The organism is Parasegetibacter sp. NRK P23 (genome assembly GCF_023721715.1).
Classification (GTDB): Bacteria; Bacteroidota; Bacteroidia; order Chitinophagales; family Chitinophagaceae; genus Parasegetibacter.
The window spans coordinates 2937329-2962820 of sequence record NZ_JAMDLG010000001.1; the positions used below are offsets into that span (position 1 = coordinate 2937329).

The window sequence follows — 25492 nt, forward strand, 5'->3', positions numbered from 1 at the left end:
ACCATTCCCTCAAAAACGCTCTGCCATGCGCCCACATCATTTTCTTATATGCGTAGTAGTCCTTATTTCCGGTTCACTCCTGGCCCAGCCACCGCGAGGACCGATGGTGATATCACCACAAGTTCATCCAGATAAGAAAGTCACTTTCCGATACCTTGCCCCACTGGCAAAAGAAGTAAAGCTGAGTGCCCAGTTCGAGAAAGCGCCGCTTTCCATGACCAAAGATTCCATCGGCATCTGGAGCGTGACCACCAATCCCGTTAAGCCCGATATCTACCCGTACAGTTTTGTGGTAGATGGCATTACCGTGATGGATCCCGCCAACGTTGACTTCTTTCCCAACGAACGCTTCAAGGCAAGCCTGGTAAACATTCCCGGCTTCACGCCCATGGTGCATGAACTCCGCGATGTGCCCCACGGCTCCGTTAATTACGAATACTATCCTTCTGTCCAGGGCACCACCGGATCGCTGGTGGTGTACACGCCGCCGGGGTACGATAAAAACGCGCAGCAAAAATACCCGGTATTTTACCTGATCAGCGGCACAACGGATACAGAAGAAACCTGGTTCAAGGTGGGCAAAACCAACCTCATCCTCGACAACCTCATCGCCGAAGGCAAAGCCACCCCCATGATTATCGTGATGCCTTACGGTAACGTACAGGCGCGGATCAAAGAACAGAAAGGCGGGGCCAAACCGGCTGACCCTACCGGCAGGGAAAGCACCGACGCGCTCTCCAGGTCAAAAGAGTTTGAAGACGACCTCGTTAAAAATATCCTGCCTTACATTGAAAAGAACTACCGGACCCGCACAGACAGAAACAGTCGTGCCATTGGCGGCTTCTCCCGCGGAGGCGGACAAACACTGCGCGCCGCATTCGGGAACATGGACAAGTTCTCCTGGATATGCTGCTACAGTTCCTATCTCTCCCAACAGGAAATTGAAAAACAATACCCGGCTATCGTAAATACACCCGATAATACTAACAAGCAACTGAACCTGTTCTGGATAGGCGTGGGCGTGGAAGACTTCCTATACAACCAGACAGCGGAATTCATGAACTACCTGAAATCGAAACAGGTGCGGTATAAAAGCCATGTGAGCCTGGGCGGACATACCTGGATGAATACCAAACTGTACCTGAACGAAACCGCTCAATTACTTTTTAAATGATGCACGCCATGAAAAAAACAATCGCCGCAGCAGCCTTGCTGCTCTGCATCCAGCCGATCTTCGCGCAACGTCCGCCTTCCATCAGTTCACCGGAAGTAAACACCGATAACAGCGTTACGTTCCGTTATTACTCCCGCACCGCGCAAAAAGTGACCTTACGGGGAGAGTTTCTTTCGGGTCCGGTTGCCCTCAATAAAGACACATCGGGCATCTGGAGCGTTACGATTCCTCAGGTGAAGCCCGATATCTATCCTTACAGCTTTATGGTGGACTCCGTAGAAATGGCGGATCCCAACAATACAAACATCTTCGCCAACGAACGTTTCAAAAGAAGCATCGTGGATATCCCCGGCGATCAGCCGATGTTGCACGCCCTTCAAAATGTGCCGCACGGAAAAATCAGTTACCGGTTGTACACTTCCAAAACACTGGGCACCACCAGGCAGGCGCTGGTATACACCCCGCCGGGCTACAACCCCCAATCGGCCACCAAATACCCCGTATTGTACCTGGTGCATGGCGGCTCCGACACGGAAGAAACCTGGACAAAAGTGGGCCGGGCCAACCTGATTGCCGACAACCTCATCGCGCAGGGCAAGGCCAAACCCATGATCATCGTGATGCCGTACGGCAATGTACGGCCCAAACCAATGCCCGATTTCACAAAAGATGTGGTGAACGATTTGCTGCCCTTCATAGAATCGAATTACAATGTGTTGCCTGGCAGCACCAACCGCGCCATCGCCGGTTTCTCCGTAGGTGGCGGACAGACTCTGAACATCGGCCTTACAAACACGGACAAGTTTGCTTATGTCTTCTCTTATGCGCCCTACACCGCTACGGAAGAGTTTCAGCGCAACTTTTCCAACTGGTCGCCCGATGCGGCCAAACTCAACCAACAACTCAAATTGTTCACCATCAGCGTAGGCACAGAAGACTTCCTTTACAATAGTGTTAAAGAAAACATCGCCATGTTCGAAAAAAAGAACATAAAACTCAAAACACATATCGTTCCCGGAGGACACACCTGGATGAACTGCCGTTTGTTTCTCGGCAACTCCTTGCAGGAAGCGTTCAAGTAAGTACTGAAACCATTCCGATCAATTCTGACAAATGAAATACGTTCACAAAAAGCGCATATTGTTACCCGCTATTTTAATATTCTTAACGAATGCGCTGTTCGCACAACTTCCTTATAAGAATCCCAACCTGGATTTTGAAACCAGGGCAAAAGACCTGATCTCCCGGCTCACGCTGGAAGAAAAAGCATCTTTGCTTTTTGACCAGTCGCCCGCGATCCCCAGACTGGGTATTAAAAAATTCAACTGGTGGAGCGAAGCGCTGCACGGTTTCGCGAACAACGACAGCGTGACCGTATTTCCTGAACCCATCGGCATGGCGGCCTCTTTCAACGACGCACTGGTATTCGACATCTTCAACGCCGTTTCCGACGAAGCACGCGCCAAATACCACGATGCACTGCGCCAGGGCAAAGAGAACAAACGTTTCCTGAGCCTGTCCGTATGGACGCCCAACGTGAACATCTTCCGCGATCCCCGCTGGGGAAGAGGACAGGAAACCTACGGAGAAGACCCTTTTCTGACGACGAAGATGGGCATCTCCGTAGTAAAAGGATTGCAGGGGCCTGATGATGCAAAGTACCGCAAACTACTCGCCTGCGCCAAACACTATGCCGTACATTCGGGCCCGGAATGGAGCAGGCATACCCTGAACCTGAACAATGTAAGCAACCGCGACCTCTGGGAGACCTATCTCCCCGCCTTCAAAGCCCTGGTGCAAGATGCCGACGTGCGCCAGGTGATGTGCGCCTACCAGCGCCTGGACGATGAACCCTGTTGCGCCAACACCAGGCTGCTGCAAACTATTCTGCGGGAAGACTGGGGCTTTAAACATATTGTGGTATCCGATTGCGGGGCCATCACCGACTTCTATTCCAGCCACAAAACATCTTCCGACCCGCTGCATGCCGCCGCCAAAGGCGTACTGTCCGGCACCGATGTGGAATGCGTCTGGGAAGGTTACGCTTACAAAAATCTGCCGGAAGCCGTGGCCCGTGGCCTGGTAAAAGAAAAAGATGTGAACGCCAGACTCCTGAAGGTATTGATAGGGCGGTTTGAACTGGGCGACATGGACGATGACGCGCTCGTACCCTGGGCGCAAACACCCAAATCAATCCTCAACAACAACGCGCACCGCGCCCTTGCGCTGGAAATGGCCCGGCAGTCGATGACACTGTTGCAGAACCGCAACAACACATTGCCGCTCACTAAAAACAGCAGAATAGCCGTGATAGGCCCCAACGCGGCGAACGAACCCATGCTCTGGGGCAACTACAATGGCACGCCCATCCGAACCATCAGCATACTGGAAGGCATCCGCTCCAAAGTACCTGCCGGGAAACTGTTCTACGACAAAGCCTGCGACCTGGTAGAAAACAAAGTCACGCAAAGCTATTTCTCCCACATTTCAGCAGGCCAGCAGAAAGGATTTAAAGCCACGTACTGGAACAACCGGGAAAGGACGGGTACACCGGTAACTACCACCCAAATTGTGAATCCCCTAAAGTTAACAACGGCTGGCCAGCATGAATTCGCTTCGGGTGTGGCATTGGAGCAATTCTCCGCATTGTACGAAACGGAATTCATTGCACCGGAAACGGAAGAGATCGTTTTTAAATGTGGCGCCACAGGTTATTTTGAACTTTTTGTGAACGATTCTTCCATCAGGAAATACAACAACTGGCGTACCCTTCCCTCGCGGATTCCATTCCCGGTTGAAAAAGGAAAACGCTACAAAATTGAGATCAGGTACGCGCAACTCAACAACTGGCAGGCCAACATCGAATTCAATTTCGGTAAAGAAGTGGACGTCGATTTCACCGGGCTCATCACTAAGTTGAAAGGCATTGAAACCGTCGTATTTGTGGGCGGACTCTCCACCTTACTGGAAGGAGAAGAAATGCCCGTTTCCTACCCCGGGTTCCGCGATGGCGACCGTACCGATATTCAACTGCCCGAAGTGCAACGCAATTGCCTGAAAGCATTACACGATGCCGGCAAAAAAGTGGTATTCGTTAACTGCTCCGGATCAGCCATCGGCATGGTGCCTGAAACCGAAAACTGCGATGCTATATTGCAAGCCTGGTATGGCGGTGAATCCGGCGGACAGGCCGTGGCCGAAGTGCTTTTCGGCGACTACAACCCTTCGGGAAAACTGCCCATCACTTTTTACAAGGATACCACCCAGTTCGGTGATTTTGAAGACTACACCATGAAAGGAAGAACTTACCGCTATCTTCAAAGCACACCCCTGTTCCCCTTCGGCTATGGATTAAGCTATACTTCTTTCAACATTAAAACGGCGCAACTCAGCACCGCTACTTTAAACAAGGACCAGGAACTGACCATCACCATCCCGGTTGAAAATACAGGGAAAAGAAAAGGCATCGAGATTGTCCAGGTATATGTAAAAAAATCCGGCGATACTAATGGGCCGCTGAGAACATTAAAAGGATTTAAAAGAGTGGAAGTGGCGCCCGGGAAACAAGCGTTGGCGGAAATAAAATTGCCTTACCCCTCTTTTGAATTTTATGATGAAACTGGTTTTGAAATGAAAGTTACGCCGGGCGCTTACGAAATCTGGTACGGCAACAGTTCGGATGAAAAAAACTTAAAGATGATCAGCCTGAACATCACAGACAAATAATTTACCTTTCTACAAATACTAAAACATGCGGCGCATTTTGCTGAGTAGCCTTTTTCTATTCATTGTATTCATCCCGGTTCAAGCCCAGCAGGCGGGTATTGTTTCCCCCAACCAGAAAGCGAAGGCTGAATTGTTTAGTCTGAACAACGGCGCAGCCGGGAAGTGGCAGCTGAAACTTTCTTATGCGCACAATGGCCGCACAACAGAAGCCATCCCCGCCATCGACCTCGGGTTATCGCGCAGTGACCAGGATTTTCAAAACGAACTAAAACTCATCAAAGTGGGCAAGCCCACACCCATTAAGGAACAGTACACCGCGCTTCACGGCAAAAAATCGCTCTGCACCAACGAAGGCAATGAACTGGTCGTCTTCTTCGAGAATCCTTCCAAAGCGAAACTTAACCTCATTATACGGGCATACAACGACGGCGTGGTGTTCCGCTACGAGTTCCCGGAAAAACAAGGCACTTTTATCATAAAAGACGAGTTCACCACCTACACCATCCCAAAAGAAACACAGCGCTGGATGGAACGCTGGAACCCCGCCAACGAAGGATTGTACACCGCGATGAGTGGTGACAAAGTGCAAAAGCAGGAATGGGGCTACCCGGCGCTTTTTCAACCCAAAGACAGTTCCTGCTGGTTCCTGCTCCACGAGGCCGACCTCACCAGAAGTTACTGCGGCACCAAACTGAGCAACCGCAACGACAGCACCAAATACAAACTCACTTTCCCCGACGCCGGAGATGGCCGCGGAACAGGAACGCCGACACCCACCATCACCCTGCCCTGGCGATCGCCCTGGCGCGTGGTGACCATGGGCAGTCTTTCAGACATCGTATCCTCTACGCTGGTGGACGATGTTTCCACGCCTTCGGTCATTAAAAATACAGCCTGGATAAAACCCGGCACCGTATCCTGGAACTATTGGTCGAGCAACCACGGCACCAGGGATTACAAGATTGTATGCGATTTTGCCGACCTCGCAGCTGAAATGAACTGGCCTTACACCCTGCTCGACTGGGAATGGGATGCCATGACCAACGGCGGCAACATGGAAGACGCCGCGAAATACATCCGCTCCAAAGGCGTGAAACCACTGATATGGTACAATTCAGGCGGTAACCACACCTGGGTATCCTCCACCCCGAAAGACAGGATGCTCACGCATGAAAACCGGATGGAAGAATTCGCGAAGTTGAAAAAACTGGGATTCGTTGGCGTGAAAGTTGACTTCTTTGAAAGCGAGAAACAGGATATGATCAATTATTACCTCGACATCCTGGAAGATGCCGCGCAGTTTGAAATGATGGTCTATTTCCACGGCTGTATCGTACCAAGAGGATGGGCCAGAACATACCCCAACCTGATGACTTACGAAGCGGTGCGCGGCGCGGAATGGTACAACAACGGTCCCGATCTTACCAATACCGCACCGGAACACAACACCATTCTGCCTTTCACGAGGAATGTTGTCGGCTCCATGGATTATACGCCGGTCACCTTCACCAATTCACAGTTTCCGCACCTCACCTCTTATGGCCACGAGCTGGCGCTCAGCGTAATTTTTGAATCCGCACTGCAGCACCTGGCCGATCGGCCCGAAGGATACCGCCAGTTGCCCGACGCGCCGAAATCCTTCCTGAAAACGGTGCCCGCGTCGTGGGACGAAACACGCTTACTGGATGGTACGCCCGGCAAAAACGTCTTCATGGCAAGGCGCAAAGGGAACACCTGGTACATCGCCGGCATCAGTGCGGAACTGCGGGAAAGACAAACCAATATTTCACTTGATTTTTTGCCGGAGGGAAAAGCATTTAAGCTAACCCTCATCGCTGATGGCAAACACGATAAAGAATTTTCAACCCGGCAACTTGTAGTGGAACGAAAAGACAAGGTAAATGTACGGCTGCTGCGACGCGGAGGTTTCGCGGCCGTGCTTCACCCGGTTGAATAAACGGCATTCCTCCGCACCCTGATTTCTATTCATTCAAAACAATTTTATGAAAAAAACAATCGGTTCATCGCGGAGAAATTTCCTTTATCAATCCGGCCTTGCAGGCCTGGGCATGACCTTATTCAGCCCCGCGGACCTGCTTCCGGGATCATCATCAAAACCAACCACAATGCCTGATAAAAATGGGAAACTCGGCATCGCCCTCGTGGGACTGGGCAATTACGCCACCGGACAACTCGCGCCAGCGTTGCTGCAAACGGAACACTGCTACCTTGCGGGGATCGTTACCGGAACGCCTTCCAAAATACCCACCTGGAAAGAAAAATACAATATCCCCGACGAGAACATTTACAACTACGACAATTACGATCGTATAAAGGACAACAAGAACATCGATATCATTTACGTGGTGCTACCCAACAGCATGCACGCTGAATATACCATCCGTGGTTTCGGGGCAGGCAAACACGTGATCTGCGAAAAACCCATGGCCATTACGGTGGAAGATTGTGACAAGATGCTGGCCGCACAGCAAAAAGCAGGTAAAAAATTTTCCATCGGGTACCGGTTACATTTCGACCCATTCAACCTGGAGATGGCCAGACTGGGCACACAAAAAGTATTCGGCAACCTGAAAAAAATATCAGGTGCTTTCGGCTTTAAAGCGGAAGCCGGACAATGGCGCCTTTCCAAACAATACGCCGGCGGCGGACCGTTAATGGACCTCGGCATATATGTGGTGCAGGGCATGTGCTATACATCGGGCATGAACCCGATTGCCGTTACTGCCGTGGAAGGTGAAAAAACCGACCCGGTGCGGTTTAAAGAGGTGGAACAATCCCTTTCCTGGGAATTTGAGTTTCAAGGCGGACTTAAAGGGGAAGGAAGCGCCACTTACGACGCCCTCACCAATTTCCTGAAAGCGGAAGCCGAACAGGGCAGTTTTGAATTGAAACCAGCTTACAATTATGGCCGGCAAAGAGGGTATACACCTAACGGCGACATGCAACTCACGCCCGTGAACCAACAGGCGAAACAAATGGATGCATTCGCGCTATCCATCAAAAACAACCAGCCCAGCATTGTACCTGGAGAAATGGGGCGCAGGGACGTGAAATACCTCCAGGCCATTTATGAAGCCATGCGCACAGGAAAGAAGGTGAAACTCTCCTGAGCACATGACTTAACATATAGGATTAAACGAAGAATGGCACGTTGGGCACCGCGTATTTTTTCATGGCGTCGATATTCATATCCACACCGATGCCCGGTTTCTCTGAAAGGGTAATGAAACTGTCTTTCACCCATTCTCCTTCGTATTGAACAATCTCCTTGTACATGGGTTCCGTATGGAAATAAGATTGCCATTCGAGGATCAGGAAATTGGGCACGGAGGCGCATACATGGCAGGCGGCCATACAACCGAGGAAAGAAGCCACCATGTGCGGGGCGAATGGCGTGTAGTAAAGGTTCGCCAGGTTGGCGATGCGTTGGCCCTCTCCCAGCCCTCCTGCTTTCTGAAGGTCAGGCATCACAATATCCACCGCGCCGATCTCCAGCATTTCACGGAAACCATAGGCCAGGTATTGGTTCTCGCCTGCGGCTATGGGGGTGGAAGAAGAATCCCTGATGGATTTATACGCCTGCACATTTTCGGCAGGCGTGGGCTCTTCCAGCCAGAGCAGGTTGAGCGGCTCCAGTCTTTTCGCTACCGCGTGGCCGGTAACGGCGTCATAACGGCCATGCATATCCACCAGAATATCCACATTGGGACCAACGGCCTGCCGCGCAGCGGCCACCTGGTCGTACATGCGCTGCAATTCGCCCGGACTGGCGGTCCAGTTGTAGCGGTCATATTTGTTGGGGTCATTGAATTGATCGAGGTCGAACTTGATGGCGTTGAAGCCCATGCTTTTTGACTTTGCGGCGGCTTCCGCGAAATCTTTGGGTTGCGGCAGGTTGCGCTGGTACAGGGCCGTATCGCAATACACCCTGATCTTGTCGCGGAACTTTCCGCCCAGCAACCGGTACACCGGCACATTCAGGGCTTTCCCGGCAATATCCCAGAGCGCCGTTTCTATGGCTGATAGTACTGCCACGTACATACCCGCCTGCGCGCCCTGAAAAAATCCCCCTTTGCGAATGTCTTCAAACAAACGGTGCACATCCAAAGGATTCCGGCCTTTGAGGCGCATTTCGAAGTTTTTCACGAGGTGATAAGTACCCATTACGGCATCCACCCCTTCTCCGCAACCATAAATATCCTGGTTGGTAAAAATCTTCACGAACAGACTTCCCCTGATGTACCCGCATTTAATCTCCGTTATTTTCAGATCGGAAGGCGCGGAAGGTTTCGAATAATCGTCCACAGCTTTTTCGTACCCATTCCCGAATACATTGAGCGAAGCGAAGGGCGCCATGGCCGAAGCGATGGCTGCTTTGGATAGAAAGGACCTCCTTGAATTATAGTCAGACATATATTTTGTTTTGAATGAATGATTTAAAAATGACCGCTACCAGGTTCTTTCTTTCAGAAACTCCTGGATCTGTTCTTTCGCGACGGGCAATTCGTTGATATGATCGTTCAGCCATTTCGAGAAATCGCGTTCAATTTCATCGGACCAGCGGGCATCGATCTGCCCTGCGGTATATTTTCCCTCCCGAAGTCTTTCATGGCCGAACATATCGCGCAACCGCACAATCTCCGAAGTGGTTACCACTTTTTCCGCCAGGTGCGGCGGCACGAATACCACCACGCCCATTTTACCCAGCACCACATCACCCGGCATTACGGTAACTGTTCGTATCCTTGTGGGCTGGTTGATGCCTACGATCATCGTATTCAGGTCTCCGGGCGGATTGTGGTGGGAAGGATCATAACTGGTATAGAACGAAGTAAAACCGCCGATTTCTTTCAAACCTTCCACATCGCGCAGCGCGCCGTCATAAACGATACCGTTACCCGATTTCGCGTAGATGGCGTTCCCCACGTTGTCCCCGATGGTAGGGCCATTCCTTTTCGCCCCGAACTGATCGGCCACATACACATCCCCTTTAACGAGAAGGTCCACCGCCCAGGTGTTCTGCCCCCTTTTTCCCGTTTTCTTTCCCGCCGAATCAATGGCCTTCCACACATCGGGCCGTCCTGGCATGAAGGTGGCCGTAACCGCTCTTCCCACCAGCACACTGTCCGGGTTGATCCGCTCCCATCCTTCCGCGATCTGGTAGGCGTATCCTGCATTTTTCATCACGGCCCAGGCCTCTTCCACGCTCACCGCTTTCATGCGTGTAAGGATTTTATCGGAGACTTTTGGGCGTCCATCGGGAAAACGTTCCCCCTTCCATTCCGGGGTAAGCGCGATCAGTTGTTCTTTGGAAATCTGCACTTGCTGCGCGATACTTTGCTGCCCCAGTATAACCAGCAGCAACACAAAAATGGTTTTCGCTTTTATCATAAGACTTGTTTTAAGTTGAATGAATCAATTCCTCCTTCGCCGCGTCGGCATCCGTTTCTTTGGGCAACCGGTTGTGCCACCAGCTGGCCAGGGCCGATCCGGTCACGTTCATCAGGGGCGCGAACACCGCGGCGGCCAGTCCCACCGTGGCCACTTTACCCATTTCCTTCGCGATACCCGAAGCCAATCCTGCATTCTGCATCCCCACTTCTATTGCGATGGTACGGCAATCTTTTTCCGGCATCCGCAACAGCCTGCCGCTCCAATAACCAAGTAAATACCCAAACGCATTGTGTACCAGTGCCAGCACGATCAACAAAGCGCCGATCTTCAGGAGATGGTCTCTTCCCGCGGCAGTAATGATAGTAACGATGGCGGCGATACTGAACATGGAGATGAAAGGCATCGCATCGTCCAGCCATTGTATCCTTCCTTTTAAAAGTCTGTTGAACAAGAGTCCCGCCCCTATCGGGATGATGATCATTTTCAGGATATCCCACATCATGCTCAGCACATCAATTTCCACCAGCGCGCCCGCAAGCAGGCGCATGAGCAATGGCGTTACCAACGGCGCAATCAACGTGGTAATAGAGGTGATGGTAACAGAAAGCGCCAGGTTGGCCTTCGCGAGGTAAGCCATTACATTAGAAGCGAGTCCGCTGGGTGAACAACCGATCAGGATGATGCCTGCGGCGATCTCCGGTTCAAGCCCGGAAACACCCGCCAGCGCATAACCGAGAAAAGGCATAATGGTGAACTGGCTCAGCACTCCGATCAACACACCTTTAGGCGACCGGGCGATAGCTGCGAAATCTTTCCAGCCCATGGAAGAACCCATACCGAACATCAGCACCTGTATCAATGGAATGATGGCGCCGCTCAATTTAAAATCGCCCCATTGTATAAAATATCCGGGATGAAACATGGCCAGCGCCACCGAAGCGAAGATAAAAGCAGTAAACGACATGCCTTTTAAAACAGGACTTCCCCTGAAAGCCAATGCAATGCATACAAAAGAAAGACTGAGCACCCAGCCTGTTATGTTGATATTTCCGGTAAACCAACATACAGCCGCAGCCATCATGCAGGCCGCCGAAAGTCCGTAAAACAACCTGGTATATTTTGTAAATGACATAAGCAATCGTTGATCAAAATGAAGAATTAAAACTAGGGGTGCTGTAAAGCGGCAATCGCTTCAAACTCGCCCGACAACTTTGTACTGAGCCGTTCAAATATTTTATAGTATTTCATGTACAGTTTGTGCACCTGCTTGTCCGGTGTTACCATATCGGCCAGCACCACCGTTTTCGCGGCTTCCTCCAGCGAAGCGTATATCCCCATTTCAGTAGCGCTCAGCAGGTAAGCGCCGTAACTCACACTGTGGTAGTGCTGCCTTAAACGAACCGGTTTATTGTAAATATGCGACACCAACTGTGTAAAAAACGGAATGCTTCCGAAACTACCGTTTATGCACAGACTATTTATTTTACGGTGTTCCTCCAGAGTTTTACCGATGCTGTATATTTCATACAGGATTCCTTCAATAGTGGCGCGTACAAAATGTGCTTTTTCGTGTTTGATGTTCATCCCGAAATACACGCCACGCGCGTTGGCGTTCCAAATGGGCGCGCGTTCCCCGAGCAGGTAAGGCAGGAAAAGCAGCCCATCAGAACCTGGCGCCACTTTAGATGCTTCGCTGATGAGTTCCATCATACTCTGTTCAATATCGAAGAGGTTCCTGAAATCGCCGAACTGCCTGGTGAACCATTCAAAAATAACCCCGCCGTTGTTGGTGGGTCCACCGGACACATAGAGGTTTTCAGTAAGCAGGTAGTTGAAGAAACGTTGTTTCTCATCCTGCAGTACTTTATTGCCCATCACACGTACGGCGCCACTGTCTTCCACGGTAATGGTGGCCATTCCTTCACCGTTCACACCATCGCCCAGTATGGCCATGCATCCGTCGCTGGAACCAACCAGTATCGTGGTATCGGCAGACAGGCCCAGTGAGGTCTGGTGGGCCTTACTCAGTTTCCCCGCTTTGGTAAAAACGGGAACGGGGTCGGGCAACATGCCTGCGTTGATACCCGCGAATTTCAACGCGTCGGCATCCCATTTGATCTTGTGGATATTGAGCAATCCTGTGGCGGAGGCGATGCTGTAATCGATCATGTACTCCCCGGTAAGCTGCTGGAGGATGTACGCTTTGAGCGAGAGAAATTTACTGACCTGTTTGAATTTATCCTTTTCATTGTTTTTGATCCAGGCGATTTTGGTAAGCGGCGACATGGGGTGCAGCGGCGTACCCGTAGCATTGTAAATCCTTTTCCCGAGGGAAGACCCCTTCAGCGTTTCCGCTTCCTTTATCGCCCTGTTATCGGCCCAGGTAATGGCGTTGCCCATCGGGTTGCCCTTTTTATCCACGGCCAGCACACTGTGCATGGAAGAACTGAAACAGATGCGCGACACCCGGTATTTTTTCGGATGAATCATCTCGTTCAGCAGGTTCTTCAATACATACAACATGGTGATGAACACCTGGTCGGGATCCTGTTCGCTGTAATCCGGTTCACTATGGAAAGTGGGGCAATACCCCTTCAGCGAACCAATGATATTTCCTTTCAGGTCGAAGGCATATACCCTTACAGCGTTCGTTCCTAGTTCGATGGTGATGATGCATTCCATAGTCCGTTTATTTTGTACGCGAATGATTTTTGCGGAACTGACTTGGGGTGTAGCCGGTCAGTTTCTTGAAAGTGGTTGAAAAGTGCTGGGAAGAATAGAACCCGGTATCGAAAGCGATGTCCGTTAAACTCACATCGGGACGTTTCAATAATTTCATCGCTTCTGAAATCCTGATATTGATGAGGTAACTGAGTGGAGAGAATCCGGAATAACTTTTTACTTTTTCGTTGAAGAGTGTGGTTCCCAGTCCAACGAAACCAGCCATTTCGTCTACCGTCCACTGGTGGGAAAGGTTCTTCCGCAGTTCCTGTTCCAAAGCCATGAATGTTTTGGGGAAGTCCCTGCCGGGGTTATTCATCCTGGTGCATTGCCGGGCCAGTTGAATCAGCAGGTCATCCAGTAAATGATTGACCCGTGTTTCGAAACCAATGTCCTTATTAAACAATTCAGCCTGAATGTTCCTGAGTATCGAACCCGCTTCCTGGCATTTGTGCAGCACCGGTGTGTGGTCCCTTTGCAGCATTTTACAGATGGCGATGTTCTCGGCCGCGGAAAGTCCGCTCCAGGAGCCCGTGGCCAGCGTACATTCCTCGTTCGTGCTCACCTGAAGGTAGAGCCATAAAAAAGTACCGATCTCCAACACATCATCGGGACTGCCGAAAGCAGCGCCGGGTAGTACCAGCGCTACATCCCCCGGAAAGAGCGTATAATTTCGACCTTCTATCTTCCATTCAAATTTTCCATCCTGGATAAAATAGAAACGCAAACAATTTTCCGAAGCGCAGGGAAAGCCATGCAGATGAATAGCGGAATTCTTCACCACCCCGATCTCCAGGATATGCGGGAACAATTTGAGTTCCGGTGCACTATGTTGGCGAAGTACAAATTGGTTCATAAGCAGGATCGGGTATAAATGAACAACTTATTCCCGGGCAATCGTTTAATGATAACGGTAGTAAAGAAAGGGAAAATACATGTATTGAATTTACAAAATTCAACGATGTTAAAAATTGGAAGTTATTAGTTGGCGATCTGTCTACTTTAGTGTTACGATTGTTAAACCTACCAGCAGAAAGTTCCTCTTTCTGAATCATATTTTTTAAACAAAACGACTTGCTTTATGAATGTACATCTGCCGCTCAGGCTTAAGCCTGGCTTTTACAGGCTGTTCATTTCCACCCTCTTTTTTTTCACCGTACATGCCGCGAGCGCTCAAAGAGTAACCGGTACCGTTACCGATGAAAAGAACCAACCGCTCAATGGCGCCACTGTTTCCGCCAAAGGCACTTCCAACGCCACCACCACCGACGCTTCCGGCAACTTCAGCCTCAATGCCGGAGGAAGCAACATTATCGTAGTCAGTAATGTCGGCTACGGCACGCAGGAAATAACCCTGAATGGAAGAACAACGTTGTCCGTTACCATGTACCGCGCCGAAGGCAACAACCTGGACATGGTGGTGGTAACGGCCCTGGGTATCAAAAGGGAATCCAAAAAACTGGGTTATTCCGCGGAAACCGTCAGGGTGAACGAAATGCAACAGAACCGCACCATCAACATGATGGGCGCACTGGAAGGAAAGGTGGCCGGCCTGGATATTTCACCACCCAGTTCCGGCGCGGGCGCCAGCACCAAGATTCGCCTACGCGGGCAGTCCGCCTTTAACGGCGCCAACAACGCCCCGCTCATCGTCATTAACGGTTTACCGATGGACCAGGGCGCAAGGGGCGCCTCAGGCAACGCTTCTATTGACCTGGGCGACAACATGCAACAGATCAACCCCGACGATATCGAAAGTATGACCGTACTGAAAGGTGCTACCGCCGCCGCGCTTTACGGCTCAAGGGCCGCCAACGGGGCCATTATCATCACCACCAAGAACGGAGCGAAGAATACCGGCCTGGGCGTGGAGTTCATCTCCAATTATACCCGTGATGAAGTACTTGATTTCACCGATTACCAGATGGAATATGGTCAGGGACAGGCTGGGGTAAGGCCCACTACACAAGGCCAGGCCATCACTACCGGACAATTCGGCTGGGGCGCGAAACTGGACGGCGCACCCACCATACAGTTCGATGGTGTAATGCGCCCTTACGTGGCGCATCCCAACAGGATCAAAGAATTTTTCCGCACGGGCACCACCTTCACCAACACCATCGCGTTTTCCGGCGGCAACGCCACCAGCAGCTTCCGGGCCTCCTATTCCAACCAGGAAGCAAAAGGCATTGCCCCCAACAACACCTATTACAAAAGGATTTTCAACCTCGGCGTAAACCACAGCATATCCGATAAGCTGAACGTTATGCTGAACATGAATTACACCAACGAAGAGAATAAAAACCCGCCGCAGGTGGGCGTACAGGGTGCCGGATCCCCCAACTTCCTTAACCGGATCGCCAATTCGATTGGCCTGGATGTATTGAAAGAAAAAGCAGTGGCCCCGAATGGAACGGAAACACAAACCTCCGGTTTCCAGACCACCCTTTTCAATCCCTACTTCCTGATGCCAAGACAATTCATCATCAACAAAAGGGACCGCCTGCTGGGCACGGCTACCATCAAATACGACTTCACCAAATGGCTGTACCTGCAAGGCCGGATGAATATGGACTACGGCGTTTCTTTCCTGGAACAGAATTTCCCCACCGGCGTAGGTACCTCTACACCGCTTAACCAGGCAGGCACCGGCTTTAACGGCACCTACAGCGCCAACACTTCCACCAACAGGCAGATCAATGCCGATTTCCTGCTGGGCGGCAACCACCAGTTCGGAGATTTCTCGATTGACCTGAGTGTGGGCGGCAACATCTACACCAACTATAGCCGTACTTTTAACCAAAGCGTACTGGACTTCGTAGTGAGAGACCTTTATTCCTTTGAGAACGGTCTCAACAAATCCGATCCCAATAACCCCACCAACTTTACGGTGTACCGGGAAAGGGTGAACTCCCTGTATGGGTTCGCGGAGTTTGGCTATAAAAACCTGCTGTATCTTAACGTGACCGGGCGCAACGACTGGTTCACGGTACTGAATCCGGCCAACAACAACTACTTCTACCCCTCCTTCAGCGGCAGCTTTATCTTTTCCGAACTGCTGAAAAGCCAGACCTGGCTCAACTATGGTAAACTGCGCGCCTCTTACGCGGATGTGGGCAGCGCAAACGGCATCAACGCGTTCACAGGCGTGCTCGCTTACGGTATCCTCCCCAACCAGTTCAACGGCATGAGTCTGGGCACTATCGCCAACGGATCAAGCCCCAACCCCCTGCTGCGCCCATTTAGCGTACGTGAAAAAGAGATCGGCATTGAACTGAAAATGTTCGGCAACAGGGTGAACCTGGATGTGGCCGCCTACGACAAACAAACCAGGGACCAGATTCTTACCGTTGAAATCTCCAATGCTTCCGGGTACACCGGCACGCCGCTGAACCTCGGTTCCCTTCAAAACAGGGGCGTAGAATTCATGCTGGAAGTGATCCCGGTAAAAAACAAAGATTTCACCTGGAGCAGTTCCTTCAATACCGCGACCAACAGCACCGAAGTACTCGCATTGGCGCCGAACACCAACAGGCTGATCGTGGCTTCTTTCGGCGGGAACGAGTTCCTTGGCTCACTCGTGTATGAAGTAGGCAAACCATTGAACCAGTTGGCCGCGAAAACATACCTCCGCAACGCGAAAGGAGAAATTGTGCTGAACAACAATGGCCGTCTGCAAGCCAGCACTGGGCCCGATGTACTTTTCGGCAGCGCGCTGCCTAAATTCACCGGCGGATGGAACAACGTGTTCCGGTACAAAAAACTGAGCATGCTGGTGCACTTCGATTACAAAGCGGGTGGTAAAGTAATTTCTTCCACCGCACTCAACGGGCTGCGCCAGGGCCATACCAAAAAATCACTCGTGGGCCGCGAGGGCGGCGTTATATTCCCCGGCGTGAAAGGCGACGGCTCCCCCAATACTACGGCGGTGGACCCCCAGCTTTTCTACACCGATTACCGCAACCTCCAGATCGCCGATCCTTTCGTTTTCAAATCAGACTTCATAAAACTGAGGAACATCACGATCTCCTACGACTTCACCCAACTGGTAAGCAACAAACTGAAATTCGTGAAGGGACTGTCGCTCTCCGCTTCCTGCCGGAACGTGGCCATCATCAAGAAATACATCGATGACCTCGATCCTGAAGCATTCGCCTCTTCCGGCGACAGCCGCGTGGGCTACGAACAAACCACACTGCCCACCACACGCAACTATGGAGTGAACCTAAATGTGAAGTTCTAAACTATTGCTTTATGAAAAAGATCAACCGATATATATTATTGCCCGTCTCGTTATTTTTCCTCGCCAGCTGCGACAAGGAATTCGAGGAGATCAACACCAATCCTTATGCGCTGACTACCATTGAACCGGCTTTACTGTTCACCAACGTACAAAGGCTTACCCATCCCGGATTCTGGGAAGGAGAGCAAACCATTGTACAGCAGTTTGTGAATGCTTACAACACCGGGGCCACCGCGGGATTCAACTTCAATGAAGACAACAACAACTTCAATGTGCCCCGCTGGAACGACAACTACCCCAACTCCATCAAACTGATTGAACAGATACTCAGTTTAGTGAAAGACAATCCGGACAAAGTAAACCTGTACAACCAGACACGCCTCTGGAAATCCTATATCTACATGACGCTGGTGGATACTTATGGTGATGTACCCTATTCACAAGCAGGTAAAGCCTTCCTCGAAGCGACCTTCTACCCCAAGTATGATAAGGACGAAGTCATCTACGAAGCACTGTACAATGAAATCAAATCCGCAGTTGCGGCGCTGGATGGTACCAAGGCAGGTGTTAAGGAAGACCTTTTGTATGGAAGCGAGTCTGCCACCGACCAGGCCACCAAATGGAAAAGGTTTGGCAACTCCTTACTGCTCCGGATGGGCATGCGCTACTCGAAGATCGACGCGAACAAAGCCCGCAGCATCGTGCAGGAGGCCTACAATGCCGGCCTGATGCAGACCAACGCGGACAACGCTAAGATCAGGTTCACCTCCGTGTATGTGAACCAGCTCAACAATGGTCCGCGCGCCACGAACCCTTATTTCTATTACCTCGCGGAACCTTTCGTGAACAGGATGAAAAACTTCAGCGACCCGCGCCTCAAGTACATCGCAGGAAAATACGCCGACCCCAACCAGGCGCTGGCGCTCACTCCAGACACCACGATGGCCGCGCAGTTCGGCTTCCCCGTAGGCTACGACCAAACCAGCGTACTCAATTATCCTGGTTACAGAGGCACTAACGGTACAGGACAAAACTATTCGCAACTTAATTTCTCCGTATTCGGCAGCGCCACGGCACCGGTTTTCTATGTTACGAACGCGCAAACAAAATTGCTGCTCGCGGAGGCCGCCCAAAGAGGATGGTTAACGGGACTTTCAGGCGCGCTTACCGCGCAGCAATACTATGAGGCGGGGGTAAAAGCATCCATGGATGAATATTCCCTCTATCCCAACGTGCCGGCGGTGGCCATACCAGAATCCGCACAGAATAGTTACCTCACTATGCCGGGCGTGGCCTGGAACGCGGGCAACGCGCTGGAACTCATTAATACGCAATACTGGATCGCGAGCCTGGGCAATGGCGCCGAAGGATTCGCCAACTTCAGGAGAAGCGGCTTCCCTACACTTACCCCAAACGGTTACAACAACAACCTTCAGGGAGGCTTCGCGAGAAGATTCGCCTATCCCAACGAAGAATCGGCCAGGAACAACGCCAATTACCAGGAAGCCGTAACCAGCATGGGCGGACAAGATAATCTTACTACCAGGATATTCTGGGACAACTAACCGGCTCAGGAAGCGGTTATAGTGAAAACAACAGCAGGCAGCGATCAAATTTTCATCAATGAAGGAAGAAAAGCACATTATCGGGTACGAATTTTCAGCGGTAGGAACAGAGACCTTTCAATCGTACAACCCCGGTACAGATCAGCACAACGGGTACCTGTTTTTCAAAGCGACCGAACAGGAAGTGAACAGCGCAGCGGAAAAAGCCGCGGCCGCCTTCCCCCGGTACAGCAAATTACCCAGCTCCATTAAAGCGCTTTTCCTTGAAACGATAGCGGCACAAATCATGTTGGCCGGAGAAGAATTGATCGCTGTCTGCTCTAACGAAACCGGTCTTCCAAAAGCCCGCATCGAAAATGAAAGGGGCAGAACGGTGAACCAACTGAAAATGTTCGCCGATCTTTTGAAAGAAGGTTCCTGGGTGGACGCACGCATTGAAACCGCGCTCCCGGAACGTACGCCCATTCCCAAACCGGACCTGCGTTATATGCAAGTGGCATTAGGGCCCGTAGTGGTATTCGGCGCCAGTAATTTCCCACTCGCGTTTTCCGTTGCCGGTGGCGACACAGCCTCAGCATTGGCAGCAGGATGCCCCGTAATCGTGAAGGCGCACAGCGCGCATCCCGCCACTTCCGCCATTGTGGGCAGGGCCATTATGGAAGCGGCCCGAAAAATGAATATGCCCGATGGTGTATTCTCCCTGCTTTTTGGAGACGGCACCACCACCGGCATTCAACTCGTAAAACACCCGGAAGTAAAAGCGGTGGGCTTCACCGGCTCTTACAAAGGCGGAAAGGCGTTGTATGATGCCGCGGTTACAAGGCCGGAACCCATTCCCGTATATGCGGAAATGGGCAGCACCAACCCTGTTTTCATTCTACCTGAAATCATGGAAACAAAAGGCGCTGAAATAGCGGCGGCTTATGCAGGTTCCGTGACCCTCGGCGTGGGACAGTTCTGCACCAATCCCGGTTTACTATTCTATCAGTCAAGTGAAGGAGATCAATTTAAACCACAATTGAAAACAGCATTCTCTAAAACGACTGGTGGTGTAATGCTATCTCCCGGCATAGCCAAATCGTATCAAGAAGGATTGGAAAAGAACCGTAAGGCCGCGGGTGTGGAAGAACTCGCCACTAGCAATAATCCATCCGAAGGAAAGAATAACGGCACGCCGGTTTTATTGGCAACAGCTGCCGGTACGTTCCGATCCAATCCATCTTTGAGCCATGAAGTTTTTGGTCCCGCAAGTATGGTCGTGGCCGTAACGTCAAAGGAAGAACTTTTGCAGATAGCAAGCGATCTTTCAGGACATTTAACGGCAACAGTGCATGGCACGGAGCGGGAACTGGCGGAATACGGCGAACTGATCCATATACTGGAAAGAAAAGTGGGCAGGATCGTGGTCAACGGATTCCCCACCGGCGTGGAGGTTTGCAGCGCCATGGTGCATGGCGGCCCTTTTCCTTCCACCACCGACAGCAAAACCACCTCAGTAGGCACGGCAGCCATATACCGGTTCACACGACCCGTGTGTTACCAGAATATGCCCGATGCACTGCTGCCCGATGAATTGAAACATGATAACCCGCTCGCTATCCAAAGACTGGTAAACGGAGAACGAAAGCTCATATAACAGTAACATACTGTTTCACAAATTCAAATCAGAAGACGATGATCAAGAATTTAAGAAGCCGGCATTGGTTTGGCCGCAAGGACAAAGACGGGATCATTTACCGCAGCTGGATGAAGAACCAGGGCATGCCCACCGACATGTTTGATGGGCGCCCCGTAATTGGCATCTGCAATACCTTCAGCGAACTCACGCCCTGCAACGCGCATTTCAGGGAACATGCCGAAGCCGTAAAAAGAGGTGTACTGGAAGCAGGAGGTTTCCCCCTGGAGTTTCCCATCATGAGTCTGGGAGAAACACTGATGAAGCCCACCGCCATGCTTTTCAGGAACCTCGCCAGTATGGACGCGGAAGAATCCATCCGGGCCAACCCGCTGGATGGTGTGGTACTACTTACAGGTTGTGATAAAACCACGCCCTCCACGGTGATGGGCGCAGCCAGCGTAGGACTTCCCACCATCGTGGTGCCCGGCGGCCCCATGCTGAACGGACGCTACAAAGGCCAACTCATTGGAAGCGGCACCCATGTATGGAAGTTTGACGAAGACATGAAAACCGGCAAGATCAGCCAGGAAGAATGCGAACTCGCCGAAAGCTGCATGAGCCGCAGCATCGGCCATTGCATGACCATGGGCACCGCCTCTACCATGGCCTGTATGGTGGAAGCACTCGGCCTTACCCTCAGCGGCGCGGCCGCCATACCCGCGGCGGACTCCAGAAAAAAAGTGATGGCGCAACTCAGCGGAAGACGCATCGTGGATATGGTACGGGAAGACCTTACCATCGACAAAATTCTGACCAGGGAAGCCTTCGAGAACGCGATCAAAGTGAACGCGGCAGTGGGCGGCTCTTCCAACTTCATCATCCACCTGCTGGCCATTGCCGGAAGAATTGGCGTGGACCTGGACCTCGAAGATTTCGATACCATCGGCAGCAAGATACCCCTCCTGCTCAACCTGATGCCATCCGGCAAATACCTGATGGAAGACTTCTTCTACGCCGGTGGTCTGCCCGTTATCCTCAACGAATTGAAAGACACCCTGCATAAAAACGTGATCACGGTTACAGGAAAGAACCACCACGACAATATCAAAGGCACCACGGATTGTTACAACAATGATGTGATCTTCCCCTATAACGAACCACTCATCCCCGAAGGCGGCTGCGTGATCGTGAAAGGCAACCTGGCGGAGAATGGCGCGGTCATTAAACCATCCGCGGCCACACCGGCCCTGATGCAACATACAGGGCGGGCCGTGGTATTTGAAAGCATTGAAGACTATAATGCAAGGATTGATGATCCTGAACTTGATATTGATGAAACCTGCGTGATGGTACTGAAATATGTGGGGCCCGTGGGTTACCCCGGAATGCCTGAAGTAGGCAATATGGCCCTTCCTAAAAAAGTGCTGATGAAAGGCATCACCGATATGGTACGCATCAGCGATGGACGAATGAGTGGCACCGCTTACGGAACCGCTGTACTGCACGTTTCACCCGAAAGCGCCATTGGCGGAAACCTGGCGTTGGTGCAGAACGGCGACATGATTGAACTGGACGTGGCCCAAAGAAAACTCCACCTCCATGTAAGTGATGAAGAACTGGCCAAAAGAAGGGCGGCATGGGTAAAACCACAGCCTGCCGCCACCAGAGGCTACGTGAGCCTGTATGTACAACATGTTTTGGGAGCAGACAAAGGCGCCGACCTCGATTTTCTGCAAGGAAGCAGCGGCAGCGAAGTGACCCGCGATTCACATTGATGGGTGAGGAATATGCGGTATATTGATGAACAATAAAACGAGACAATGAATTGCTTTCATTACACCCTCCTGCTCACCTTTGTAGGCTTCAGTTACAATACCATGGCACAGGAAAGAAAAGTTTTCCCTGAAACCGGCGCTATCCTGAGGTTCGATCAGGCGCTGGATAAAATCATTGACACGAACACACGTGCGGAGATCATCGCTGAAGGATTTGAATGGAGTGAAGGACCACTTTGGGTACCACAACACAACATGCTGTTGTTTAGTGATGTCCCTAAAAACACCGTATACAAATGGACGGAAGCCAATGGTATGGAAACCTATCTTTCGCCCAGTGGCTATACCGGAAAAATGAAGAGCCAGTCTAAAGAACCGGGCAGCAACGGACTTACGCTCAATGAAAAAGGAGAACTTGTATTGTGCCAGCACGGCAACCGGCAAATGGCCCGGATGGATGCGCCCCTGAACGCGCCTCAACCTGAATTCACCACACTGGCGGCCACGTATAACGGGAAGAAGTTCAGCAGTCCGAACGATTGCGCTTTCAACAACAAAGGAGAACTGTTCTTCACCGATCCTCCTTACGGACTTCCAACCCAGAACGACAGGGATCCATCCAAAGAACTCCCTTTCAACGGTGTTTATAAACTTAAAAAAGACGGCACCATAGTTCTTCTTACCGATTCCATTACACGCCCCAACGGGATAGCCTTCTTCCCCGGACACAAGAAATTGCTTATCGCCAACAGCGATCCGGCAAAGCCGTTCTGGTACATGTACGATGTGAACGGCGACCAGCTTTCCAACGGGAAAATATTCTTCCACCTCAAAGAAAGGGAACGCAACTGGAAAGGACTGCCTGACGGATTAAAGATCAGCAAACAGGGCATTGTTTTCGCGACAGGCCCCGGCGGCATTTATATCTTCAGCAAAGAAGGGAAAAAACTGGGCATCATCCGGCTGGAAAATCCGGCGAGCAACTGTGCCCTCTCCGCCGATGAAAAAACATTATTCGTTACCAACGACATGTACCTGCTGCGCATAAAACTGAAATAACGCTTCCATCATGAAAATCTACAACACAAGAAAAGGCCTGGTGATTGAAAAGGACAACACCTTCTACCTCGCGGAAAATGAACAATGGGATACGTTCATCAACAACGACAACGCGCTGCAATGTGCCATCGCTCTAAGCAACGAACTGCCGGCCACAGATGCATCCGTCGTTCAGGATGCGCTTGCGCCCATCGGCAGTCATCAGGAACTATGGGCCTGCGGCGTAACCTATTACAGAAGTATGGTGGGCAGGCAGGAAGAAAGTAAAGCCGCTGGCGGCGCTGATTTTTACGGCAAAGTATATGAGGCGGAACGGCCCGAATGTTTTTTTAAAAGCAACCCGTTCCGCGTATCCGGCAACAACGGCAAGGTACGCATCAGAAAAGACAGCACCTGGGATGTACCCGAACCGGAACTTACACTGGTGGTCACCAGTTCAGGAAAAATCATCGGATACACAATCGGCAACGACATGAGCAGTCGCAGCATTGAAGGAGAAAACCCGCTCTACCTGCCACAGGCCAAAACTTATGACGGCTGCGCGGCATTAGGGCCCTGCGTGTACCTTACCGACGCGCCACTGGACCAGCAAACACAGATTCACCTCACTATACATCGGAACAATGCAGTTGTGTTCCAGGGCAGTATCGCCATCAGCCAGATGAAGCGTACGCCGAAAGAGTTGGTATCCTTCATTTTCAGGGAGAGCAGCTTCCCACATGGCTGCATGATTATGACCGGCACAGGCATTGTGCCCGACCACCCGTTCACCCTGCAGGCCGGAGACCAGATCACTATTGCCATAGATGGGATCGGCGCGCTGGTGAACACCGTTCAATAACCGTTCACAAACTAACGATACAGGGCACACTAAATACACGCCATGGAACTATTGGTCATATTGCTCGCGGTGGGCATACAACTTTTCCTTACCTATAAAAAAGTAAGCCCCTTCCTGTCTCTGCTTTTCATAGCAATACTATCGGGCCTCTTACTGGGTATGGAACCGATGCAGTTGGTGAAGTCGATCGAAAAAGGCGTGGGCAGCACCCTTGGCGGACTGGCACTCATCATTTGCCTGGGCGCGATATTGGGAAAGATACTGGAGAGCAGTGGCGCCGCTGAAAAAATAGCAACCACGCTTATCAATAGTTTTGGGCCGAAGCGCATTCAGTGGGCCGTATTGCTCACAGGTTTCCTGGTGGGACTACCGCTCTATTACAATGCGGGATTTGTGATATTAGTGCCATTGGTTTTTTCAATCTCCCGGAAGGCCAATCTTCCATTACTGTATGTGGCCATTCCGATGGCGGCATCTTTATCCGCCACCCATTGTTTCCTGCCGCCACACCCGGCACCTGTATTCCTCGTGAACGCCTTCGGCGCGGACATGGGCAAAACCCTGATCTACGGCCTTCTGATCACGGTTCCTGTAGTCATCATCGCCGGCCCGTTGCTGGGCAGGAACCTCCGCTCCATTAAACTGCAACTGACCGAACCCGTTATAGCGCAAGAACCGCAGCCCGCTAAAGCGCTCCCTCCAGTATTGCCCAGCTTTTTGCTGGGATTGCTGCCTGTAATCCTGATTACGCTGGCCGTGGTGGCCACCTACTTTTTACCAGAAGGAAACCTGCAGAAATTCTTTCTTTTCCTCGGCGACCCCACCATAGCGCTGCTGTGCTCCGTGTTCCTCGCCACCTGGCAACTTGGTATTCAACGCGGGCATTCCGCCACCACCACCATGCGGTGGCTCAATGAAGCCATTGCGGGTATCGCGGGTATCATGCTCATCATTACAGCGGGCGGTGTATTTAAACAGGTACTACAGGACAGCGGCACCGATCAGTATATCGCCGCCTTCAGCACCAGGTGGCGAATGCCACCGCTTATTTTCGCGTGGACCGTCACGGCATTCCTGCGCATCACCATCGGTTCCGCTACCGTAGCGGGCATAACAGCCGCAGGCGTAGTTACACCGTTAGTAGCATCCGGTGCGGCCTCCCCGGAATTAATGGTACTGGCCGTGGGCACGGGCAGCGTTTTCGGTTCTCATGTGAACGACTCCGGCTTCTGGATGTTTAAAGAATTCTTCAACCTTTCGATGAAACAAACCTTCCTTTCGTGGACGGTGATGGAAAGTATTATTTCAGTTGCGGGACTTGGAGGGATATTATTGCTGGAACTGGTGGTGTGAGT

17 protein-coding genes are annotated in these 25492 nt (G+C 51.3%); 12 read left to right on the forward strand and 5 right to left on the reverse strand.

Annotated features, from left to right (window positions below):
- Positions 1-25: 25 nt before the first annotated feature.
- From M4J38_RS11940 to M4J38_RS11960, 5 genes are read left to right on the forward strand one after another with little or no spacing between them, the layout of a single operon-like run.
- Positions 26-1174 (forward strand): esterase, encoded by a 1149-nt coding sequence (locus M4J38_RS11940; RefSeq protein ID WP_251759831.1) that lies wholly within the window; start codon positions 26-28, stop codon positions 1172-1174.
- Positions 1175-1182: 8 nt separating this feature from the next.
- Positions 1183-2256, forward strand: coding sequence for an esterase (locus M4J38_RS11945; RefSeq protein WP_251759832.1), 1074 nt, complete (start codon positions 1183-1185; stop codon positions 2254-2256).
- A 31-nt stretch (positions 2257-2287) separates the two neighbouring features.
- Complete coding sequence (gene xyl3A / locus M4J38_RS11950) at positions 2288-4900, forward strand: xylan 1,4-beta-xylosidase (RefSeq protein WP_251759833.1); 2613 nt, start codon at positions 2288-2290, stop codon at positions 4898-4900.
- A 25-nt stretch (positions 4901-4925) separates the two neighbouring features.
- Entirely contained in the window at positions 4926-6857 is a 1932-nt protein-coding gene (locus tag M4J38_RS11955) for a glycoside hydrolase family 97 protein (RefSeq protein ID WP_251759834.1), read from the forward strand.
- Positions 6858-6903: 46 nt separating this feature from the next.
- Complete coding sequence (locus M4J38_RS11960) at positions 6904-8031, forward strand: Gfo/Idh/MocA family protein (protein WP_251759835.1); 1128 nt, start codon at positions 6904-6906, stop codon at positions 8029-8031.
- A 22-nt stretch (positions 8032-8053) separates the two neighbouring features.
- Here the strand turns inward: M4J38_RS11960 and M4J38_RS11965 are convergent, their stop codons facing one another.
- The 5 genes from M4J38_RS11965 to M4J38_RS11985 are packed head-to-tail and all read right to left on the reverse strand — an operon-like array spanning position 8054 to position 13892.
- Complete coding sequence (locus tag M4J38_RS11965) at positions 8054-9334, reverse strand: mandelate racemase/muconate lactonizing enzyme family protein (RefSeq protein WP_251759836.1); 1281 nt, start codon at positions 9332-9334, stop codon at positions 8054-8056.
- Between the two features lie 36 nt (positions 9335-9370).
- Entirely contained in the window at positions 9371-10312 is a 942-nt protein-coding gene (locus M4J38_RS11970) for an RraA family protein (RefSeq protein WP_251759837.1), read from the reverse strand.
- Between the two features lie 10 nt (positions 10313-10322).
- Positions 10323-11447 (reverse strand): bile acid:sodium symporter family protein, encoded by a 1125-nt coding sequence (locus M4J38_RS11975; RefSeq protein ID WP_251759838.1) that lies wholly within the window; start codon positions 11445-11447, stop codon positions 10323-10325.
- Positions 11448-11479: 32 nt separating this feature from the next.
- Positions 11480-12997, reverse strand: coding sequence for a gluconokinase (locus tag M4J38_RS11980; protein WP_251759839.1), 1518 nt, complete (start codon positions 12995-12997; stop codon positions 11480-11482).
- Between the two features lie 7 nt (positions 12998-13004).
- Positions 13005-13892 (reverse strand): AraC family transcriptional regulator, encoded by an 888-nt coding sequence (locus M4J38_RS11985; RefSeq protein ID WP_251759840.1) that lies wholly within the window; start codon positions 13890-13892, stop codon positions 13005-13007.
- A gap of 225 nt (positions 13893-14117) precedes the next feature.
- On the opposite strand from M4J38_RS11985, the gene M4J38_RS11990 reads away from it, so the two are divergent.
- Genes M4J38_RS11990 through M4J38_RS12020 form a run of 7 tightly spaced genes read left to right on the forward strand, consistent with a single transcriptional unit; the run spans position 14118 to position 25490 of the window.
- A complete protein-coding gene (locus M4J38_RS11990) occupies positions 14118-17279 on the forward strand; it encodes a SusC/RagA family TonB-linked outer membrane protein (RefSeq protein WP_251759841.1) in 3162 nt (1053 codons plus the stop codon).
- A gap of 11 nt (positions 17280-17290) precedes the next feature.
- Entirely contained in the window at positions 17291-18844 is a 1554-nt protein-coding gene (locus M4J38_RS11995; RefSeq protein ID WP_251759842.1) for a SusD/RagB family nutrient-binding outer membrane lipoprotein, read from the forward strand.
- Positions 18845-18902: 58 nt separating this feature from the next.
- Positions 18903-20480, forward strand: a complete 1578-nt coding sequence (locus M4J38_RS12000; RefSeq protein ID WP_251759843.1) for an aldehyde dehydrogenase (NADP(+)) — start codon at positions 18903-18905, stop codon at positions 20478-20480.
- Between the two features lie 38 nt (positions 20481-20518).
- On the forward strand, positions 20519-22237 hold the full coding sequence (locus tag M4J38_RS12005; protein WP_251759844.1) for an IlvD/Edd family dehydratase: 1719 nt from the start codon (positions 20519-20521) through the stop codon (positions 22235-22237).
- Between the two features lie 45 nt (positions 22238-22282).
- Positions 22283-23296: an SMP-30/gluconolactonase/LRE family protein gene (locus tag M4J38_RS12010; RefSeq protein WP_251759845.1), complete on the forward strand. Its 1014-nt coding sequence runs from the start codon at positions 22283-22285 to the stop codon at positions 23294-23296.
- 10 nt (positions 23297-23306) lie between these two features.
- Positions 23307-24137 (forward strand): fumarylacetoacetate hydrolase family protein, encoded by an 831-nt coding sequence (locus M4J38_RS12015; protein WP_251759846.1) that lies wholly within the window; start codon positions 23307-23309, stop codon positions 24135-24137.
- 42 nt (positions 24138-24179) lie between these two features.
- Positions 24180-25490: a gluconate:H+ symporter gene (locus tag M4J38_RS12020; protein WP_251759847.1), complete on the forward strand. Its 1311-nt coding sequence runs from the start codon at positions 24180-24182 to the stop codon at positions 25488-25490.
- The last annotated feature ends 2 nt before the right edge of the window (positions 25491-25492 follow it).

Bases quoted from the DNA above. Each gene is read 5' to 3' on its own strand.
- M4J38_RS11940 (WP_251759831.1), top strand. From the start codon at position 26: ATGCGCCCACATCATTTTCTTATATGCGTAGTAGTCCTTATTTCCGGT.
- M4J38_RS11945 (WP_251759832.1), top strand. From the start codon at position 1,183: ATGAAAAAAACAATCGCCGCAGCAGCCTTGCTGCTCTGCATCCAGCCG.
- xyl3A (WP_251759833.1), top strand. From the start codon at position 2,288: ATGAAATACGTTCACAAAAAGCGCATATTGTTACCCGCTATTTTAATA.
- M4J38_RS11955 (WP_251759834.1), top strand. From the start codon at position 4,926: ATGCGGCGCATTTTGCTGAGTAGCCTTTTTCTATTCATTGTATTCATC.
- M4J38_RS11960 (WP_251759835.1), top strand. From the start codon at position 6,904: ATGAAAAAAACAATCGGTTCATCGCGGAGAAATTTCCTTTATCAATCC.
- M4J38_RS11965 (WP_251759836.1), bottom strand. From the start codon at position 9,334: ATGTCTGACTATAATTCAAGGAGGTCCTTTCTATCCAAAGCAGCCATC.
- M4J38_RS11970 (WP_251759837.1), bottom strand. From the start codon at position 10,312: ATGATAAAAGCGAAAACCATTTTTGTGTTGCTGCTGGTTATACTGGGG.
- M4J38_RS11975 (WP_251759838.1), bottom strand. From the start codon at position 11,447: ATGTCATTTACAAAATATACCAGGTTGTTTTACGGACTTTCGGCGGCC.
- M4J38_RS11980 (WP_251759839.1), bottom strand. From the start codon at position 12,997: ATGGAATGCATCATCACCATCGAACTAGGAACGAACGCTGTAAGGGTA.
- M4J38_RS11985 (WP_251759840.1), bottom strand. From the start codon at position 13,892: ATGAACCAATTTGTACTTCGCCAACATAGTGCACCGGAACTCAAATTG.
- M4J38_RS11990 (WP_251759841.1), top strand. From the start codon at position 14,118: ATGAATGTACATCTGCCGCTCAGGCTTAAGCCTGGCTTTTACAGGCTG.
- M4J38_RS11995 (WP_251759842.1), top strand. From the start codon at position 17,291: ATGAAAAAGATCAACCGATATATATTATTGCCCGTCTCGTTATTTTTC.
- M4J38_RS12000 (WP_251759843.1), top strand. From the start codon at position 18,903: ATGAAGGAAGAAAAGCACATTATCGGGTACGAATTTTCAGCGGTAGGA.
- M4J38_RS12005 (WP_251759844.1), top strand. From the start codon at position 20,519: ATGATCAAGAATTTAAGAAGCCGGCATTGGTTTGGCCGCAAGGACAAA.
- M4J38_RS12010 (WP_251759845.1), top strand. From the start codon at position 22,283: ATGAATTGCTTTCATTACACCCTCCTGCTCACCTTTGTAGGCTTCAGT.
- M4J38_RS12015 (WP_251759846.1), top strand. From the start codon at position 23,307: ATGAAAATCTACAACACAAGAAAAGGCCTGGTGATTGAAAAGGACAAC.
- M4J38_RS12020 (WP_251759847.1), top strand. From the start codon at position 24,180: ATGGAACTATTGGTCATATTGCTCGCGGTGGGCATACAACTTTTCCTT.